The sequence below is a fragment of the Stenotrophomonas sp. 99219_Sma genome, from assembly GCF_056480785.1.
In genome coordinates, this window is the sequence record NZ_CM151117.1 from 3793431 (window position 1) to 3811251 (window position 17821).

Below are 17821 nucleotides of genomic sequence, written 5' to 3' on the forward strand. Positions count from 1 at the left end.
CTCCAAGGTACGTGTTAGTAGCGTGTTAAAACACCCCAGCACGTTACGATTGCGTTGCAGCGCTGTATTTGCGCGAACCAACCGGAGACTTTGCAGATTTTGGCGGCAGCAAGCCGCCGTTCTCCCTGAAGCGCGATGCGGACTGGCCGTAGCGGGCGCGGAACGCACGCGCGAAGCTGCAGCAGTTGTCGAAGCCACTGGCTGCAGCAACTTCGCCGACCATCATGTCGGTGTCACGCAGCAGGTCGGCAGCGCGCTCAAGTCGCAGCCGCGCCGAAAGCGACTGCGGGCTTTCCTCGTACAGGCTCTGGAAGGTCTTGGAGAGATACCAGCTGGAGAAGTTGGTCAGCTCGGCCAGTTCACCGATGCGCACCACGCGGTGGCTGTTGCCTTCCAGGTACAGGCGGGCGCGCTGCATGCGGCCGAACACCTGGCGCTTGCGGCTGCGCGAGCGCCCCGGGCAACGCTGTACATTGTCGGCCAGCCCACGCTGCAGGCCCGCCAGGTGCAGCAGCAGCGGGCGCAGTGCCTGTGCCGGCTGGCCACTGGCCAGCGCATCGCGCCACAGGCGCAGCGCAACGCGGGCATCGCCACGGTTCATGCGGCCACGCCCGGCATACAGACCGCAATCGGCCATCTCGGCCAGCACGCGCAGCGCTTCGACCGTCAGGTTCAGGCCAACGCACAAGCCGTTGCGACCGGCCTGCACCAGCGGCCGCGACTCCTTCTCGAAGGCGATCCACTCGCCCTGGCGCAAGCGGAAGCGTCCTTCCTTGGCTTCCACCCAGGAGCTGCCGCGCACCTGCATCCACACAGTGAAGCTGCTGCCTGCGGTCTGCAGGCTGCCGAGCCGGGCCACGCCCAGGCAGGTCGGCGCAGCATCGTCGAGCGACCGGTCCAGAGAGACGGTTTGGCCGCGATCGGCCAGCGAGAGTTGACGCATGGGGGCACCACGGATTTGCCTAGTACAGGCCTCCGTTTTGCCAAATCAGGCGGCACCACGTCAGGAAAGTCAGACGAGATCGCCACGAATTCGCGGCGAGGTCGCCACGAAGAAATTACGAAGGCCCATTTCCGTTGAACAACAACAACTTGGAGAACGCCGGAAGCAGCGTCGGCGAGCGCTCGGGCAAACGCATCACACCGATGTCGGCACCGTCGCTGACCGCCATTGCCACGAACAGGGTGCGCCCATCGGCGCCGGCACTCAGCCCGTTGCCGGCACTGAGGCGTTCCGCATCCAGGCAGCGTTCCGGTTCCTCGCGCCCGGCCTGGATCAGCACCAGTGTCGTACCGCAGCGGGTGGACGTACCGAGATAGCCGATCGCACTGTTGCCGGCCACGGTCCAGGCCCGGTACCGCCACCGGCTGGGCTGGTCATCGCTGATCTGCTGCACGCTGCCTGGCGCCAGCGCCGCATCCACCGACCACAGGCCGCCTGCCGCCAGGCGGGTGAACAGCACTCGCCCGCTGCTGCGATCGAACCGCGCCTGAGACACGCCCTCGATGCTGGCAAGGCGGCGCCAAGGCTGCACGCTTCGATCAAACAGGCTCAGCCGCGTCTGTTGCTGGTCATCGCGCTCGACTACCAGCAGCTGGTCCGGGTTTGCGCCGTACAGTGCCTGCAGCGGCTGCTCCGACGGTACCGGCAACGGCTGGACGCGTTCGTCACGCGGTGCGATCTCATAGACCACCGTGCGTCCGTGTTCGTCGCGCCCGACCACCAGCAACCGCCGGCTGTCGGCCGACCAGTCCGGTGCCTGACGTGCCTCAGGCCGCAATCCTTCGATAGGCCGCAGCGAATCGGGGCGCTCCATGTCCGCCCACCACAGCGCGAAGCTGCCTGAACGATCGGACGTGAACACCAGTTGGCGTCCATCCGGCGCCGCCATCGGCTGCCCATCCCGGCCGCTGGACGCAAACAGACGCTGCGGGGGTGAACCGCCCTCCATCGGCACCTTGAAGATGCCGAACTGCGCGCGGCGGTGAACGAAGGCCAGCATGCCCGCGCGGCGCGCCGTCGCCGGCCATTGTGCGTCGTCGAGCCCGGCGTCGCGCAGCGTGCGGCTCTCGACGTCCAGGTAATACAGGCGCACCTCACTGTCGACACGGCGTCCAAACACGATCGTCCGGCCATCACGCAACCAGGCCCAGCCACGCAGTTCAGCGGCCTCGTTGGTCAGCTGCTCGGGCGTGCCACCTGCGGCCGGCATGCGCCACAGGTCGCCCAGCTGCGGATTGCGCACGAATACCAGCCACTTGCCATCAGGCGAGTAGCGCGGCGCATAGTCGAAGTCATCCTCGGCGACACCGTAGTCCAGCGCCTCCCATTGGCCACTGGCCAGATCAAGCTTGCGGATGCCGCGATGGGCATAGCGCCCCACCATGCTGCCGAACACCAGACCACGGCCGTCCGGCGTCCAGTCGAAACTGAGCAGCTCGGTGCCATCGCACCGTGTGGCCTGGCGCAGGGCACCACCGGTCGCGCTGGCGATCAGCACCTGGCAACCGCCGTTGTTGCTGAACCGCGCGAAGGCGATCTCGCGTCCATCCGGCGACCAGCTCGGGAAGCGATCGACCGAGCCGGCCGGCGGAGCCAGCAGCTGCCGCGCAGGCGCGTTGCCGGAGGTCTGCACCTTGATCGCGCCACCGCCCTGCCCGTCTTCGTTGGCGCCCTCATAGGCCACCAATGAACCATCGGGTGAAAGCGTGGGATAGGTTTCAAAGCCGCTGGTCGCCGTGATCAACCGATAGGGACGCTGCGGGCTGCCGATCACGCGCGTGCCGTTCTCTACGGCCGCGTCCACAGCTGAACTGCTGGCCGGTGCCCGCCGCAGCAGCAGCGCGGTCAGCACCACCACCGTGGCCAGCATCAGCACGCCCAGCACCAGCAGTACGCGCCGGCGGACGTGGCGCCAGCGGCGGCGCGATGCCTGCACGTGTGGCGGCATCATCTCGGCGATGGCCATCGCCGATTGCATGTCCACGATTTCGTCATCGGCTCCCGCGGGCGGCGCCGGCTCGACATCGTCCAGTACCTGCACCGGCACCAGCAGGCGATAGCCGGTCTTGGCGATGGTCTCGATATAGGCCTGGCCGTTGTCGTCGTCGTTGCTGAACGCCTTGCGCAGCTGGGTGACGGCCTGGGTAAGCACATCATTGGTCGGCAGCGTGTCCGGCCAGACTTCCGCGAACAGTTCATCGCGGGTGACAACACGCCCCGGCTGGCGCAGCAGCACACGCAGCACGCCCAGCGCCTTCGGCGTCAGCCGACGCGGGCGACGCGCACCCACGACCTCGACTTCGCGCGAGGACAGAGTGACAGTGCACTCTCCTATCCGGATCCGATCGAATCCGGGGGGCTGGTTTTCACTGCTGTTCATTTTCCGCTACACAGTAGAGACAGGTCCGGGGCAGCGTTTGCCTTCGATACCCTCCCGTCCTGGGAACAGCAAAAAGCCAGACTCCGCACAAAGCATCGGCGCATACCGCAAAAACAATGAAGCGGGCGAATACTAGCCTATGCGGGTTACCTCGCCTATCGCGTGGTCGACATCCAGGCTCTCTCTCGCCGACGCATTCACATAATTTGCTGCACCATTCGCGCCCTGCGGGGCGCGAAATTTTTATCTGGCGTTCATTTTCACATGCGCCGCAGCATGGTCAATCCAACCAGTCGCGAAACCACCAAAGCTACGTACATCACGCCTGAAAACTGCTCCAGCATGACCAAGGCGCGCGCCTGCGGATGCAGTGGCACAACGTCGCTCAAGCCAACACCCGAGAGCAAACTGAAGCTCAGATAAAGAAGCTCCATCCAGGTGCGCTGCGCGCCACCACCGGTGCCCTGGAAACTGCCCGGATACCATTGCTGGCACACGGCGAAAGCAAACGCGAAGGCCCACGCCAGCAACGTGAATGTCGCACCTGCTGCGAACAGTTCATCGCGGGTGACTTTATGGTCCTGGAGCATGTAGGCGATGAGCGCACCGGCCGTATAGAAGTACAGCAGGCTTTCCAGCAGCTGCGCGGTGGTCAGCAGCGCACTGCGATCCAGCAGTGCGCCGGCCAGCGAGAACACCACCGAAGGAATGGCCAGCAGCAGTGCCAGCCAGGTGCCCAGCGGACTGCGCTGGACCACCCACAGCGCCAGGCCGAGTACCGCCATGCCGAACATGCCCAGTGCCGCACGGCCGCCGGCGGTGTCATCAAGTGCGGGATACAGCAGCACCGCGATCAACTGGGCACCCAGCAGCCAGGCCGAAGGATGGCGGCGGGCAATGGCCAGCCAGCGGGTGGTGATGGCAACGGGCATGGCGTCCTTCCCCAGGGTGATGGGCGGAGGATAGCCGGGAGCGACGTGATGAGCGGTAGTGCCGGCCACTGGCCGGCACTCTCCCGGTCCCACGCACGACGGAATGCCGGCCAGCGGCCGGCACTACCCGTTACACGTCAGCCCTGGTGATAGACCTCGGCGCCGGCCGCGCGAAACTCTTCCGACTTCTCCTTCATGCCGGCCTCGGCGTAGTCGCGCACGTCCTGGGTGATCTTCATCGAGCAGAAGTGCGGGCCGCACATCGAGCAGAAGTGCGCCAGCTTGTGCGCATCCTTCGGCAGCGTCTCATCATGGAATTCCTTGGCCTTCTCCGGGTCCAGCCCGAGATGGAACTGGTCTTCCCAGCGGAACTCGAAGCGTGCCTTGCTCAGCGCGTTGTCGCGCACCTGTGCGCCGGGGTGTCCCTTGGCCAGGTCGGCCGCATGCGCGGCGATGCGGTAGGCCATGATGCCGTCGCGTACGTCCTGGCGGTTGGGCAGGCCGAGGTGCTCCTTCGGCGTCACGTAGCACAGCATCGCCGTACCGAACCAACCGATCATCGCCGCACCGATCGCGCTGGTGATGTGGTCGTAGCCCGGTGCGATGTCGGTGGTCAGCGGCCCCAGCGTATAGAACGGCGCTTCGCCGCATTCGCGCAGCTGCTTGTCCATGTTCTCCTTGATCAGCTGCATCGGCACGTGGCCGGGTCCTTCGATCATGGTCTGCACGTCGTGCTTCCAGGCGATCTTCGTCAGTTCGCCCAGCGTCTCCAGCTCACCGAACTGCGCAGCGTCGTTGGCATCGGCGATGCAGCCCGGGCGCAGGCCATCGCCCAGCGAGAAGGTCACGTCGTAGGCCTTCATGATTTCGCAGATGTCTTCGAAATGCGTGTAGAGGAAGTTCTCCTTGTGGTGTGCCAGGCACCACTTGGCCATGATCGAGCCACCGCGGCTGACGATGCCGGTGACCCGCTTGGCGGTGAGCGGAACATAGCGCAGCAGCACGCCAGCGTGGATGGTGAAGTAGTCCACGCCCTGCTCGGCCTGTTCGATCAGCGTGTCACGGAAAATTTCCCAGGTGAGCGCCTCGGCGCGGCCGTCGACCTTCTCCAGCGCCTGGTAGATCGGCACGGTACCGATCGCCACCGGCGAGTTGCGGATGATCCACTCGCGGGTCTCATGGATGTGCTTGCCAGTGGACAGGTCCATCACCGTGTCACCGCCCCAGCGGATCGCCCACACCAGCTTCTCCACCTCCTCGGCAATGCCCGAGGAAACAGCGCTGTTGCCGATGTTGGCGTTGATCTTGGTCAGGAAATTGCGGCCGATGATCATCGGCTCGCTTTCCGGATGGTTGATGTTGTTGGGCAGCACCGCACGGCCGCGGGCGATTTCGTCGCGCACGAACTCCGGGGTGATGATCTTCTGGATCGAAGCGCCGAACGCCTCGCCCGGGTGCTGCTGCAGCAGCCCGGCATCGCGGATCGCGTCCAGCCGCTGGTTCTCGCGGATGGCGACGAATTCCATTTCCGGCGTGATGATGCCGCGGCGCGCGTAGTGCATCTGGGTGACGTTGGCACCTGCACGCGCACGGCGAGGCAGGCTGCGCGCGGGGAAGCGCACCGCATCAAGCTTCGGGTCATGCTCGCGATCGCGACCGAACGAAGAGCTCAGTCCTTCCAGCCGCTCGGTATCACCGCGTTCTTCCACCCAGCCGCGACGCAGTGCCGGCAAACCAGCGGACAGATCGATGCGCACCTCCGGATCGGTGTACGGGCCCGACGTGTCGTAAACGGTCACCGGTGCATTCTCTTCGCCACCGAACAAGGTCGGCGTGCGGGTCAGCGCGATCTCGCGCATCGGCACCTGCAGATCCGGGCGTGAACCGGGCACGTGGATCTTGCGCGAGCCGGGAATGGGCCGGGTCACGGATTCGGAGAGTTGCTGGGCCTGTTGCTGCAGGGCGGAGAGCTGTGCGTTCATCGGGCATCGTCCAGGAAGGTCAGGGACGAAGCGGCGGCGCACTGCTGCCGCGCCCGGACGGTCCTTGGGCGGAGTCCGGGCATGGCTGCACTACAAAGCTTCCCTACGCCGGTATGAGCCGGATCAGGTTCCAAGGGACTGTCTCAACCGTGGCCACATGGCCGCGGTACCCCCGCTTCTTGGTGTGCATTAGAGCATAGAACGCACTGCAGCTCCTGGCTGTTCCATCCACGCACGGCGTGGATCCGCTGTTTCTGTATTAACAGAACCGTGACATCGCATTCAGTAACGTGCACACGCATCGTGCCGCTGCGGCCGGTGTTTCCCCGCCGCCTCCGCGGCCCCTGCCCGGTCTGTGCTGCATGTCGCCGGCCCCTCGCAGCAAGCTCTGCTCGCTCCCCTCAATCCCTTGATCGGAGAAGCTCCTTCATGGTGTTTCGCGTTTCCATCGCACTGGTTCTGCTTCTGGTGCTGCTCGCCGGTGTTGCACCCGGCCCCTTCAATACCGTGGTGCAGTCGGTACTGGCCGATGTCATCCGCAGTGTCGGCTGGCTCTATCTTCTGGTCGTGTTCCTGGCACTGACGTTCCTGATGTATCTGGCATTCGGTCGCTTCGGCAACCTGCGCATCGGCGGTGAAGATGCCGAGCCGGAGTTCTCGCGCGCCAGCTGGATGTCGATGCTGTTCGCAGCCGGCATGGGCATCGGCCTGGTGTTCTGGGGCGCCGCCGAGCCGATTTCCCACTTCACCAAGCCTCCGGAAGGCCTCGCACCGCAGAGCATGGACGCGGCGCGGGCTTCGATGCGCTATGCATTCTTCCACTGGGGCCTGCACCCGTGGGCGATCTACGCGCTGATCGGCCTGGCCATGGCCTGGTTCCAGTTCAACCGCAATGGCCGTGGACTGGTCAGTGACATGCTGCAACCGATCATCGGCCGGCACCATCGCGGCTGGATCGGACGCGTGGTCAACATCGCCGCGGTTGTTGCCACTGCCATTGGCGTGGCCACCACGCTGGGCTTCGGCACCATCCAGATCGCTGCCGGCATGGAACGCGTGTTCGGCCTGCACGCGGGTGTGCCACTGCAGCTGACCATCATCGCCATCGCGTTCGTGCTGTACATGGCGTCCACCGCCAGCGGAGTCGAGCGCGGGGTGAAGTGGCTGTCCAACTTCAACCTTGCGCTGGCCGCGCTTCTTGCGGCCACCGTACTGGTGCTGGGTCCGACCGGATTCATCTTCGATACGTTCACCACCACACTGGGGTCGTACCTCAACCAGCTGGTGACGATGAGCCTGCGCATGTCGCCGTTCTCGGGCAGCACATGGGTAGCGGACTGGACCATCTTCTACTGGGCGTGGTGGATTTCCTGGGCCCCGTTCGTCGGCTCGTTCATCGCGCGCATCTCGCGTGGGCGCAGCGTCCGCGAGTTCGTCATCGGCGTCGTGCTGGCACCCACGGTGCTGGGCTTCTTCTGGTTCGCGGTGTTTGGTGGTACTGCGCTGTGGGCGCAGATCTTCGGCCACGCCGACCTGGTGCAGGCGCTGGGCAATGGCTATGAAACGGTGCTGTTCACCCTGTTTGACAGCATGCCGCTGCCCTTGCTGCTTTCCTGCATCGCACTGGTGCTGCTGATGATCTTCTTCGTGACATCAGCCGATTCGGCGGTGCTGGTACTGGCCAGCATGTCCACTGACGAGGCAGGCGATCCGCCGTTGAAGCGCAAGCTGGCCTGGGGCATCGCGGTGGCGCTGATCGCAGCGGCGTTGCTGCTGGCCGGTGGCCTGGATGCACTGCAGGGCATGATCACGATTGCGGCGTTGCCATTCGCGCTGCTGATGGTGCTGGTGATGGTGTCGCTGTACCGGGTGCTGGACCAGGAGTACACGCGCGAGCGGCGGCAGGCGCAGCGCCAGCGGCACATGATCGATGCGTGGATCGCGCGCGAGATGGCGGCGCAGGAGGAGACCCAGGCGGAGGCGGCGCGCGCGCACGATCAGGATTGAGTGGGTTTTGCAGCCTGCGGCTGCACCGCTCTTTCAAGCAAGTGCAAATTCAAAAGCCAGGGCAGCTCTGGGTTTCTGCTGGTTGGGCGGGGCGGTGTGGGTAGGCAGGACACGCCGTAAACCCGTCCCTGGGGGCTCGATGGCGCCATCCATGGCGCCAACGGTCCTGCCTACCCACACCGCCCCACCCCCGACAGGTTACGTGTGACGGTTGGTCCATCCACGCCATGCGTGGATGAGGTGTATCGGAAAACAAGAAGGGGTCGGATCCGTTTTCCTGTGGAAAACGGATCCGACCCCAACCCACAGCACGCGGCTGTTGCCGTTGCCTTTGTTCTTGATCTTCTTCTTTTTTCTTTTCCTGCGGTGATGGCCACGGAAACTGTCAGGGGCCGGGCGGGTGGGCTGGGCGGGGGTGTCCGCGGCATGGATGCCGCGGCCAAGCCTCCAGGGACGGATTCACGGCGTCCCCCGACCAGCCCACCCGCCCGGCCCAATCACATGATCCCGCTTCCACGAACCATCACCGCGGAGGGGGCTCCGCCCGGTGGCCGGGAAACCTCAATACCCCGCCGCCTGCCCATCCTTTCGACTCTCAGACGCACCGTAGTAAACGCCGGATTCCGGATCACGCATGATCGCCTGATACCCACCATACGGACCGTCGGCGAACACGATGCGATGCCCCTTGCGCATCAACGCACGCACCGTTTCATACGGGAAGCCGGTTTCCAGATTCACTTCACCACCGTCGGTCATCGCCGTGGCCTGACCTGTCGGTTCAGTCGAGCCCTCGTGCTGGATGCGCGGTGCATCACCGGCTTCCTGCAGGTTCATGCCGAAATCCACCAGGTTCATCACGATCTGCGCGTGGCCCTGCGGCTGCATCGCGCCACCCATCACGCCGAAGCTGGCATACGGCTTGCCGCCCTTGGTGATGAACCCCGGGATGATGGTCTGGAAGGGACGCTTGCCCGGCGCGTAGCCGTTGGGATGGTTCTTCTGCAGCACGAACATCTCGCCACGGTCCTGCAGAATGAAACCCAGACCGGGCGGTGCCATGCCGCTGCCCATGCCACGGTAGTTGGACTGGATCAGCGAAACCATCATGCCGTCGGCGTCGGCCACGGTCATGTAGATCGTGTCGCCCTCATCCAGCTGCTTCGGCGTGCCCGGCTGCACTTCCTTCAGCGCCTTGTCCATCGAGATCAGCGCGCGGCGCTGTGCGGCGTAGTCCTTGGAAATCAGCTTCTGCACCGGCGCCGGCTGGAACGCCATGTCGGCATAGAAGCGCGCGCGATCGGCGAAGGCCAGCTTCTTCGCTTCCACGAACAGGTGCACATGCTCGGGTGAACCGAAGGGAATCTTCGAGAAGTCGTAGCCTTCCAGCACGTTGAGGATCTGCAGCGCGGCAATGCCCTGGCTGTTCGGCGGCAGTTCCCAGACGTCGTAGCCACGGTAGTTGCTGCTGACCGGTTCGACCCACTCACCGTGGTGGTCAGCCATGTCCTGGTAGCTCAGGTAGCCACCGTTGGCCTTGAAATAGTCGCCGATGGTGCGGGCGATATCGCCCTTGTAGAAGGCATCACGGCCGCCGTCGGCGATCTTCTGCAGCGTACTGGCCAGATTCGGGTTCTTCCACATCTCACCCTTGCGCGGGGCGTGGCCGTTGATCGTGAACTGTTCCTTGAACCCCGGATACTGCGACAGCTTGGGCACCGAGCGGTCCCAGTAGTAGGCGATCACCTCAGCCACCGGGTGACCCTCGCGGGCGTAACGGATGGCCGGCGCCAGGTTGTCGGCCATCGGCTTGCGGCCGAAGCGGTCGTGCAGGGCGAACCAGCCGTCGACCGCACCAGGCACCGACACCGGCAGCGGGCCCGTGGCGGGAATCTCCTTCAGGCCACGGCGCTGGAACTCGGCCAGAGTCAGCGACTTCGGCGAGCGGCCCGAGCCGTTGTAGCCGTAGAGCTTCTGCGTCTTCGGGTCCCACACGATGGCGAACAGGTCGCCGCCGATGCCGTTGCCGGTCGGCTCCATCAGGCCGAGTGCGGCGTTGGCGGCGATCGCCGCGTCCACCGCCGAGCCACCGCCCTTCATCACGTCCAGCGCGATCTGGGTGGCCAGCGGCTGCGAAGTGGCGGCCATCGCATGCGGGGCGATCACCTCCGAACGGGTGGCAAAGGTGTGGCCGGTGATGCGATCGGCGGCGAAGGACAGCGCGGGCACGGCAGCCAGCACGGCGGCAGCGAGCAGGGAACGGGCAAGGCGTCGGGACACGGTCGGGTTCCGATGGAAGGGTGGTTCCCGATCTTCGCCGCTGCGGCCTTCACGCGGTATCGGGCAGAGGTCATGGACGTTGATCCTGGGATGGGGTGCGGAAGCTCCGCACCCGCCAAGGCGAAAATCCGCCGGATTCCGCGCAAAAGCCGGCCTGAAAGGAGTGAATTGGGGTTCACTGAAACACTTTCAGCGGCAACCATCCTTGTGCCGCAAGCGATTGCGCTGGATGCACCGGAAACCGATGGAAAATCCGTTGCGAGGGTTGACAGCGCCGAAACGGCTGTGTTTCTCTCGATCACATGTTGCATCACAACACGCCACCGCGAACCCACATCGAAGCCGCCGACATCGGCGCCGCTTCGCTGCGTTCGATTCTTGTGCTCGTACTTATTACCCAACCAACAGGTGCGGGACGAGCCAGCGTGTAAGCAACAAACACACCGGAACTCTTCAAAAACCCGCACCCGCCCCGGTGCGGGTTTTTTCATTTCAGGACCTGGTTTCAGACGCAACCACCATGCACAACGCCGATCGCACAACCCGGACCTGCACCACCGCGACGCCTCGTGGTGGCTGTGCCTGTGCAACGCGCGGCGCCTCCTCCACCGCTTTCCCCTGACCGGCCGGCACGTCACCTCGACGACCGGCCGTTCTTTTTTCTTCCCACCGCAAGGAACCTCCCCCATGAGCACCAACGACCTGCCCCAGACCAAGATCGCCGTCATCGGCTACGGCAGCCAGGGCCGCGCCCACGCGCTGAACCTGCGTGAATCCGGCTTCGATGTGGTGGTAGGCCTGCGTCCGGGCGGCCCGACCGAAGCCAAGGCGCAGGCCGATGGCTTCACCGTGATCGCGCCCGCTGAAGCGGTGAAAGACGCCGACCTGGTCGCCGTGCTGACCCCGGACATGGTGCAGAAGAAGCTCTACAACGACGTGCTGGCGCCGAACATGAAGCAGGGCGCCTGCCTGCTGTTCGCGCATGGCCTGAACGTGCACTACGGCATGATCGAGCCGCGCGCCGACCTGGACGTGGTGCTGGTTGCGCCGAAGGGCCCGGGTGCGCTGGTGCGTCGTGAGTATGAGATCGGGCGCGGCGTACCGTGCATCTGGGCGGTCTACCAGGATGTCAGCGGCAAGGCTGCGCAGCACGCGCAGGCCTATGCGGCCGGCCTCGGCGGCGCTCGCGCCAACCTGATCCAGACCACCTTCAAGGAAGAGACCGAGACCGATCTGTTCGGCGAGCAGGCGGTGCTGTGCGGCGGTGCCTCGGCACTGGTGCAGGCCGGTTTCGAAACCCTGGTCGAAGCCGGTTACCAGCCGGAGATCGCCTATTACGAAGTGCTGCACGAACTGAAGCTGATCGTGGACCTGTTCTACGAAGGCGGCATCTCGCGCATGCTGGAGTTCATCTCCGAGACCGCGCAGTACGGCGACTACGTCAGCGGCCCGCGGGTGATCGACGCCGGCACCAAGGCGCGCATGAAGGAAGTGCTGAAGGACATCCAGGACGGCACCTTCACCAAGAACTGGGTGGCCGAGTACGAAGCGGGCCTGCCGAACTACAACAGGTTCAAGCAGGCCGACCTGGAGCACCCGATCGAGAAGGTAGGCAAGGAACTGCGCGCCAAGATGGTCTGGTTGCAAGGACAGGCCGCGTAACCGCGCGGCCCTCCCCCACCCGCTTTGCAAGGTTCCCCCATGAACTCTTCGACACATCGCAGCGCGCCGCCCAACGGCGCGCGCTGGCTGACCCAGGCGCTGGAGGCCGAAGGCGTCCGCACGCTGTTCGGCTATCCCGGTGGCACCATCATGCCGTTCTACGACGCGCTGGTGGATTCGTCGCTGAAGCACATCCTGGTACGCCATGAGCAGGGCGCGGCGCTGGCCGCCAACGGTTTTGCCCGCGCCAGCAACCAGGTGGGTGTCTGCGTGGCCACCTCCGGCCCGGGCGCCTCCAACCTGGTCACCGGCATTGCCGATGCGATGCTGGATTCGGTACCGATGGTCTGCATCACCGGTCAGGTCGGCACGCCGCTGCTGGGCACCGACGCCTTCCAGGAACTGGATGTGTTCGGCCTGACGATGCCGATCGTCAAGCACAGCTGGCTGGTGCGCAGCGTCGATGACCTGCCGCGCGTGGTCGCCGATGCATTCCGGATCGCCCGCGAAGGCCGGCCCGGCCCGGTGCTGATCGACCTGCCCAAGGACGTGCAGCTGGCCGATGCCAGTCATCTGCCAGCGCACGTGCCGAGCAACATCGAGCCGCCGCCTGCGCCGGCCGAAGCGGCCATCGCCGAGGCCATCGCCGCACTGGCAGCCGCCGAAAAGCCGGTGGTCTACGCCGGTGGTGGCATCGCGCTGGGCGACGCGGTGCAGGACCTGCGCGACTTCGTCGAGGCCAGTGCCATCCCCACGGTGATGACCCTGCGTGGGCTGGGCGCGTTGCCGGCCAACCACCCGCAGTCGCTGGGCATGCTGGGCATGCATGGTACCCGCGCGGCCAACATGGCGGTGCAGGAAAGCGACCTGCTGCTGGTGCTGGGTGCGCGCTTCGATGACCGTGCCACCGGCAAGCTGGCCGAGTTCGCACCGTTCGCCCGCGTCGTTCACATCGACGCCGACGCCTACGAGATCTCCAAGCTGCGCAGCGCCGACGTCGCCGTGCCCGGCAACGTCAGCCATGCCATCCGCGCCCTGCGTGCGGCCTTCCCCTCCCCCAAGGCCCACCAGGACGCATGGCGCAAGCGCTGTGCACAGCATCGTGATCGTTTCGCTGCGCGTTACGACGCCCCCGGCCAGCATATCTACGCCCCGGCGCTGCTGAAGCGCCTGAGCGAGCTGGCACCGGCCGATGCAGTGATCGCCTGCGATGTCGGCCAGCACCAGATGTGGGTCGCCCAGCACTGCCGTTTCAACCACCCGCGCAATCATCTGACCAGTGGCGCGCTGGGCACCATGGGCTTTGGCCTCCCGGCCGCGATGGGTGCGCAGTTCGCCTGCCCCGATCGCACCGTGGTGCTGGTCTCCGGCGACGGCAGCTTCATGATGAACGTGCAGGAGCTGGCCACCATCGCGCGTTGCCGCCTGCCGGTGAAGATCGTGCTGCTGGACAACAGTTCGCTGGGCATGGTGCGGCAGTGGCAGGAGCTGTTCTTCGCCGAGCGTTACAGCGAGATCGACCTGTCCGACAACCCGGACTTCGTGGCACTGGCGCAGGTGTTCGGCATCGCCGCCACCCGCATCGACAACCGCGACGACGTGGAAGGCGGCCTGGCCGCACTGCTGGCCGAACCAGGCCCGGCGCTGCTGCACGTGGCCATCGATGCACGCGCCAACGTGTGGCCGCTGGTGCCGCCGAACACTGCCAACAGCACGATGCTGGAAAGCAATCCCGCCCACGCCCGCCAGGAGACCCCCAATGCAATACCGGCTTGACCTGGTGCTGCACCCGGCCGAAGGCGCGCTGCTGCGCGTGATCGGCATGGCCGAACGCCGTGGCTTCGCGCCGCGTGCGATCAGTGGTGCGCCGGTGGCCGCCGACGATGGCCGCTGGCACCTGCAGCTGGTGGTGGATGGCCAGCGTCCGGCGGAAACGCTGTGCCGGCAGATCGAGAAGATCTACGACTGTGTGTCCGTGCAGGTCACCGCCGTGGAAGGAGCATCCGTATGAACACCCGTACCGTAGCGACCACGGTGCCGGTACGGAGGCGTCTTCTTCGCCGCCCGCGCCCGCATGCGGCGGTCTTCTGCACTGCGCTGGTGGCCCATGCCGGCCGCTGACACCAGCCAGGAAAGCGATGTCGGCGACGTAAGCGTCGCCGACGTACTGGCGGCGCAGGCTCGTCTGCGCCGCTTCCTGCCGCCCACCCCGCTGCACCATGCCGAGCGCTTCGGCACCTGGCTGAAGCTGGAAAACCTGCAGCGCACCGGCTCCTACAAGGTACGCGGTGCATTGAACGCGCTGCTGGCCGGCCGCGAGCGCGGCGACACCCGGCCGGTGATCTGCGCCTCGGCCGGCAACCATGCCCAGGGCGTGGCGTGGGCGGCCTACCGCCTGGACGTGCCGGCCATCACCGTGATGCCGCACGGCGCACCGGCCACCAAGATCGCCGGCGTCGCCCACTGGGGCGCGACCGTGCGCCAGCACGGCACCAGCTATGACGAGGCCTACGCCTTCGCGGTCGAACTGGCACAACGCCACGGCTACCGCTTCCTGTCCGCGTTCGACGATGCCGATGTGATCGCCGGCCAGGGCACGGTCGGCATCGAGCTGGCCGCACACGCGCCGGACGTGGTGATCGTGCCGATCGGCGGCGGCGGGCTGGCCTCCGGCGTTGCGTTGGCACTGAAATCGCAGGGCGTCCGCGTCGTTGGCGCGCAGGTGGAAGGCGTCGATTCGATGGCCCGCGCGATCCGCGGTGACGTGCGCGAGATCGCCCCCGTTGCTTCGCTGGCCGACGGCGTGCGGGTGAAGATTCCCGGCTTCCTGACCCGCCGCCTGTGCACCTCGCTGCTGGACGACGTGGTGATCGTGCGCGAAGCCGAACTGCGCGAAACCCTGGTCCGCCTGGCACTGGAAGAACACATCATCGCCGAGGGTGCCGGTGCGCTGGCGCTGGCCGCCGGCCGCCGCGTCGCCGGCCGCCGCAAGTGCGCGGTGGTCTCCGGCGGCAACATCGATGCCGGCGTCCTCGCCGGCCTGCTCACCGACATCCGCCCGCGCCCACCACGCAAACCACGGCGACGGCGCAGCGAAACACCGCGCTCGCCCGCCAAGGCCAGCGCCATCGCTTCCCCCACCTCTTCCCCTTCCCCCCTGCAAGCCGTCGCACCCGCTGTCGAGGAGATTTCCCTGTGACCACCATCGAACGAATTACCACCCCGCGCATCCGCATCTTCGACACCACCCTGCGTGACGGCGAGCAGTCCCCCGGCTGCAGCATGAGCCCGCCGCAGAAGCTGGTGATGGCGCGTGCGCTGGACGAACTGGGCGTGGACATCATCGAGACCGGCTTCCCGGCCAGCTCGCAGTCCGACCGTGAGGCGATGGCACTGATCGGCCGCGAACTGCGCCGCCCGAGCCTGACCCTGGCGGTGCTGTCGCGCTGCCTGCAGGCCGACATCGAAACCTCCGCACGTGCGCTGGAGGCCGCTGCCAACCCGCGCCTGCACGTGTTCCTGTCGACCAGCCCGCTGCACCGCGAGCACAAGCTGCGGATGACCCGCGAGCAGGTACTGGAGTCGGTACGCAAGCACGTATCGCTGGCCCGGTCCTATATCGACGATGTCGAATTCTCGGCCGAGGATGCCACCCGCACCGAGCTGGACTACCTGATCGAAGTCGCGCGCGTGGCCATCGCTGCCGGCGCCACCACCATCAACCTGCCCGACACCGTCGGCTTCACCACGCCGGAAGAGATCCGCGCGATGTTCCAGCAGGTCATCGCCGGCGTCGCCGACGTGCCGAATGCCGCCAATGTGATCTTCAGCGCGCACTGCCACAACGACCTGGGCCTGGCCGTGGCCAACTCGCTGGCCGCCATCGAAGGCGGTGCACGCCAGGTCGAGTGCACCATCAACGGCATCGGCGAGCGCGCCGGCAACTGCTCGCTGGAAGAGATCGCGATGGTGCTGAAGGTGCGCCAGGCCTTCTACGAACAGGACAGCTCGATCAACACCCCGCGCATCGTCGGCACCTCACAGCTGCTGCAGCGCCTGGTCGGCATGCCGGTACAGCGCAACAAGGCCATCGTCGGTGCCAATGCCTTCGCCCACGAATCGGGCATCCACCAGCACGGCATGCTGCGTCATCGCGGCACCTACGAAATCATGCGTCCGGAAGACGTGGGCTGGGAGGATTCGCAGATGGTGCTGGGCCGCCACAGTGGCCGCGCCGCCGTCGAAGCGCGCCTGCGTGCGCTGGGCTTCTGGCTGGACGAAGACGAACTGAAGCTGGTGTTCGAGCAGTTCAAGGGCCTGTGCGAACAGCAGCGCGTGGTCACCGATGCCGACCTGCAGACGCTGATGCAGGGCGGCTCCAACGCGCAGGGCTATCGCCTGGCGTCGATGACCATCAGCGACGTCGGCAGCCGCGCCAATGCGCTGGTGGAACTGTCCGACCCGGACGGCAACCGCGTGGCCGAGACCGCGCAGGGCGATGGCCCGGTCGATGCGCTGTTCGGCGCGCTGTCGGCCGCTACCGGCGTGCAGCTGATGCTGGACAGCTACCACGTGCACAGCGTCGGCATCGGCGCCGATGCGCGCGGCGAAGCCAATCTGAGCGTGCGCCACGAGGGCGTGGAGTACGACGGCACCGGCACCAGCAAGGACATCATCGAAGCCTCCGCGCTGGCCTGGCTGGATGTGGCCAACCGCCTGCTGCGCCAGCGCCAGGCTGCCGCCCACAGCAACACCGACGTTGCCACCCCCGCCACCGCCTGAGGACCCCGCCATGAGCGCCTTCGACACCCCCACCCCGACCAGCGCCGCTGGCCAGCAGTGGAACGCCCAGGATTATGCGATCGACGCCGGCTTCGTGCCGCTGCTCGGCGGCGCGGTATCGCGCCTGCTCGACCCGCGCGCCGGTGAACGCATCCTCGACCTGGGCTGTGGCGATGGCGTGCTCAGCACTGAGCTGGCGCTCAGCGGCGCACACATCCACGGCGTGGATGCCTCGCCGGAGCTGGTGATCGCCGCGCGTGCGCGCGGCGTCGATGCGCAGGTGATGGATGGCCACGCGCTGTCGTTCGACAGTGAGTTCGATGCGGTATTCAGCAACGCAGCGCTGCATTGGATGGGCAACCCCGACCGGGTGATGGAAGGCGTGCGCCGCGCCCTGCGCCCGGGCGGCCGCTTCGTTGCCGAGTTCGGCGGGCATGGCAACGTGGCCACGATCATTGCCGCGGTGCAGGCCGCACGCGTGGCCCATGGCCACGGCGCCAGCGCATTCCAGTGGTACTTCCCCACTGCCGATGCCTACGCCGACCGCCTGCGCCAGCATGGCTTCCAGGTGCAGCTGATCGAGTGCACGCCGCGACCGACCGCACTGCCGACCGGCGTGGCCGGCTGGCTGCGGGTATTCGCCACACCGCTGCTGGATGACCTGCCAGCCGAGGCACGCGCCACCGTGCGCGAGGCCGCCACCGTTCTGCTGGCCGAGCTGCCGCGCAACGCCGGCGGTCAGCCGCTGGCCGACTACGTGCGGCTGCGGGTGCTTGCCCGTCGCCGCTGACTC

General features: G+C 66.3%; 12 protein-coding genes and 1 riboswitch. Of the genes, 7 read left to right on the forward strand and 5 right to left on the reverse strand.

The features are described from left to right. Positions 1–43: 43 nt before the first annotated feature. From ACZK13_RS17335 to thiC, 4 genes are all read right to left on the reverse strand, one after another. Positions 44–943: a helix-turn-helix transcriptional regulator gene (locus ACZK13_RS17335; RefSeq protein ID WP_478481991.1), complete on the reverse strand. Its 900-nt coding sequence runs from the start codon at positions 941–943 to the stop codon at positions 44–46. A 115-nt stretch (positions 944–1058) separates the two neighbouring features. Continuing rightward, positions 1059–3383, reverse strand: a complete 2325-nt coding sequence (locus tag ACZK13_RS17340) for a winged helix-turn-helix domain-containing protein (RefSeq protein ID WP_478481993.1) — start codon at positions 3381–3383, stop codon at positions 1059–1061. Positions 3384–3643: 260 nt separating this feature from the next. Continuing rightward, complete coding sequence (locus tag ACZK13_RS17345) at positions 3644–4315, reverse strand: ion channel (protein WP_032128402.1); 672 nt, start codon at positions 4313–4315, stop codon at positions 3644–3646. A 137-nt stretch (positions 4316–4452) separates the two neighbouring features. Further along, the gene (gene thiC / locus ACZK13_RS17350; RefSeq protein WP_071228157.1) at positions 4453–6297 is read right to left on the reverse strand and encodes a phosphomethylpyrimidine synthase ThiC; all 1845 of its coding nucleotides are present in this window, start codon (positions 6295–6297) and stop codon (positions 4453–4455) included. Between the two features lie 82 nt (positions 6298–6379). Next, a riboswitch (TPP riboswitch) is annotated at positions 6380–6481 on the reverse strand. A 245-nt stretch (positions 6482–6726) separates the two neighbouring features. Here thiC and ACZK13_RS17355 point away from each other — a divergent pair. Beyond that, positions 6727–8304, forward strand: coding sequence for a BCCT family transporter (locus tag ACZK13_RS17355; protein WP_049400562.1), 1578 nt, complete (start codon positions 6727–6729; stop codon positions 8302–8304). A 561-nt stretch (positions 8305–8865) separates the two neighbouring features. Here the strand turns inward: ACZK13_RS17355 and ggt are convergent. After that, the gene (ggt, locus tag ACZK13_RS17360; RefSeq protein ID WP_253143948.1) at positions 8866–10584 is read right to left on the reverse strand and encodes a gamma-glutamyltransferase; all 1719 of its coding nucleotides are present in this window, start codon (positions 10582–10584) and stop codon (positions 8866–8868) included. 687 nt (positions 10585–11271) lie between these two features. On the opposite strand from ggt, the gene ilvC reads away from it, so the two are divergent. From ilvC to ACZK13_RS17390, 6 genes are all read left to right on the forward strand, one after another. After that, positions 11272–12246, forward strand: a complete 975-nt coding sequence (gene ilvC / locus ACZK13_RS17365) for a ketol-acid reductoisomerase (protein ID WP_032130453.1) — start codon at positions 11272–11274, stop codon at positions 12244–12246. Positions 12247–12285: 39 nt separating this feature from the next. Continuing rightward, a complete protein-coding gene (gene ilvG / locus ACZK13_RS17370) occupies positions 12286–14022 on the forward strand; it encodes an acetolactate synthase 2 catalytic subunit (protein ID WP_180838218.1) in 1737 nt (578 codons plus the stop codon). Next, positions 14006–14257, forward strand: a complete 252-nt coding sequence (locus tag ACZK13_RS17375; protein ID WP_014038403.1) for an ACT domain-containing protein — start codon at positions 14006–14008, stop codon at positions 14255–14257. The genes ilvG and ACZK13_RS17375 overlap by 17 nt, the downstream gene beginning before the upstream one ends. A gap of 96 nt (positions 14258–14353) precedes the next feature. Then, positions 14354–15445, forward strand: coding sequence for a threonine dehydratase (locus tag ACZK13_RS17380; RefSeq protein ID WP_032130451.1), 1092 nt, complete (start codon positions 14354–14356; stop codon positions 15443–15445). After that, positions 15442–17028, forward strand: a complete 1587-nt coding sequence (locus ACZK13_RS17385) for a 2-isopropylmalate synthase (protein ID WP_032130450.1) — start codon at positions 15442–15444, stop codon at positions 17026–17028. Before ACZK13_RS17380 ends, ACZK13_RS17385 begins: the two co-directional genes overlap by 4 nt. Before the next feature lie 10 nt (positions 17029–17038). Then, positions 17039–17818 carry a class I SAM-dependent methyltransferase gene (locus ACZK13_RS17390; RefSeq protein ID WP_125895100.1) on the forward strand — a complete coding sequence of 260 codons (780 nt, stop codon included), beginning with the start codon at positions 17039–17041 and terminating at the stop codon, positions 17816–17818. Positions 17819–17821 lie beyond the last annotated feature (3 nt).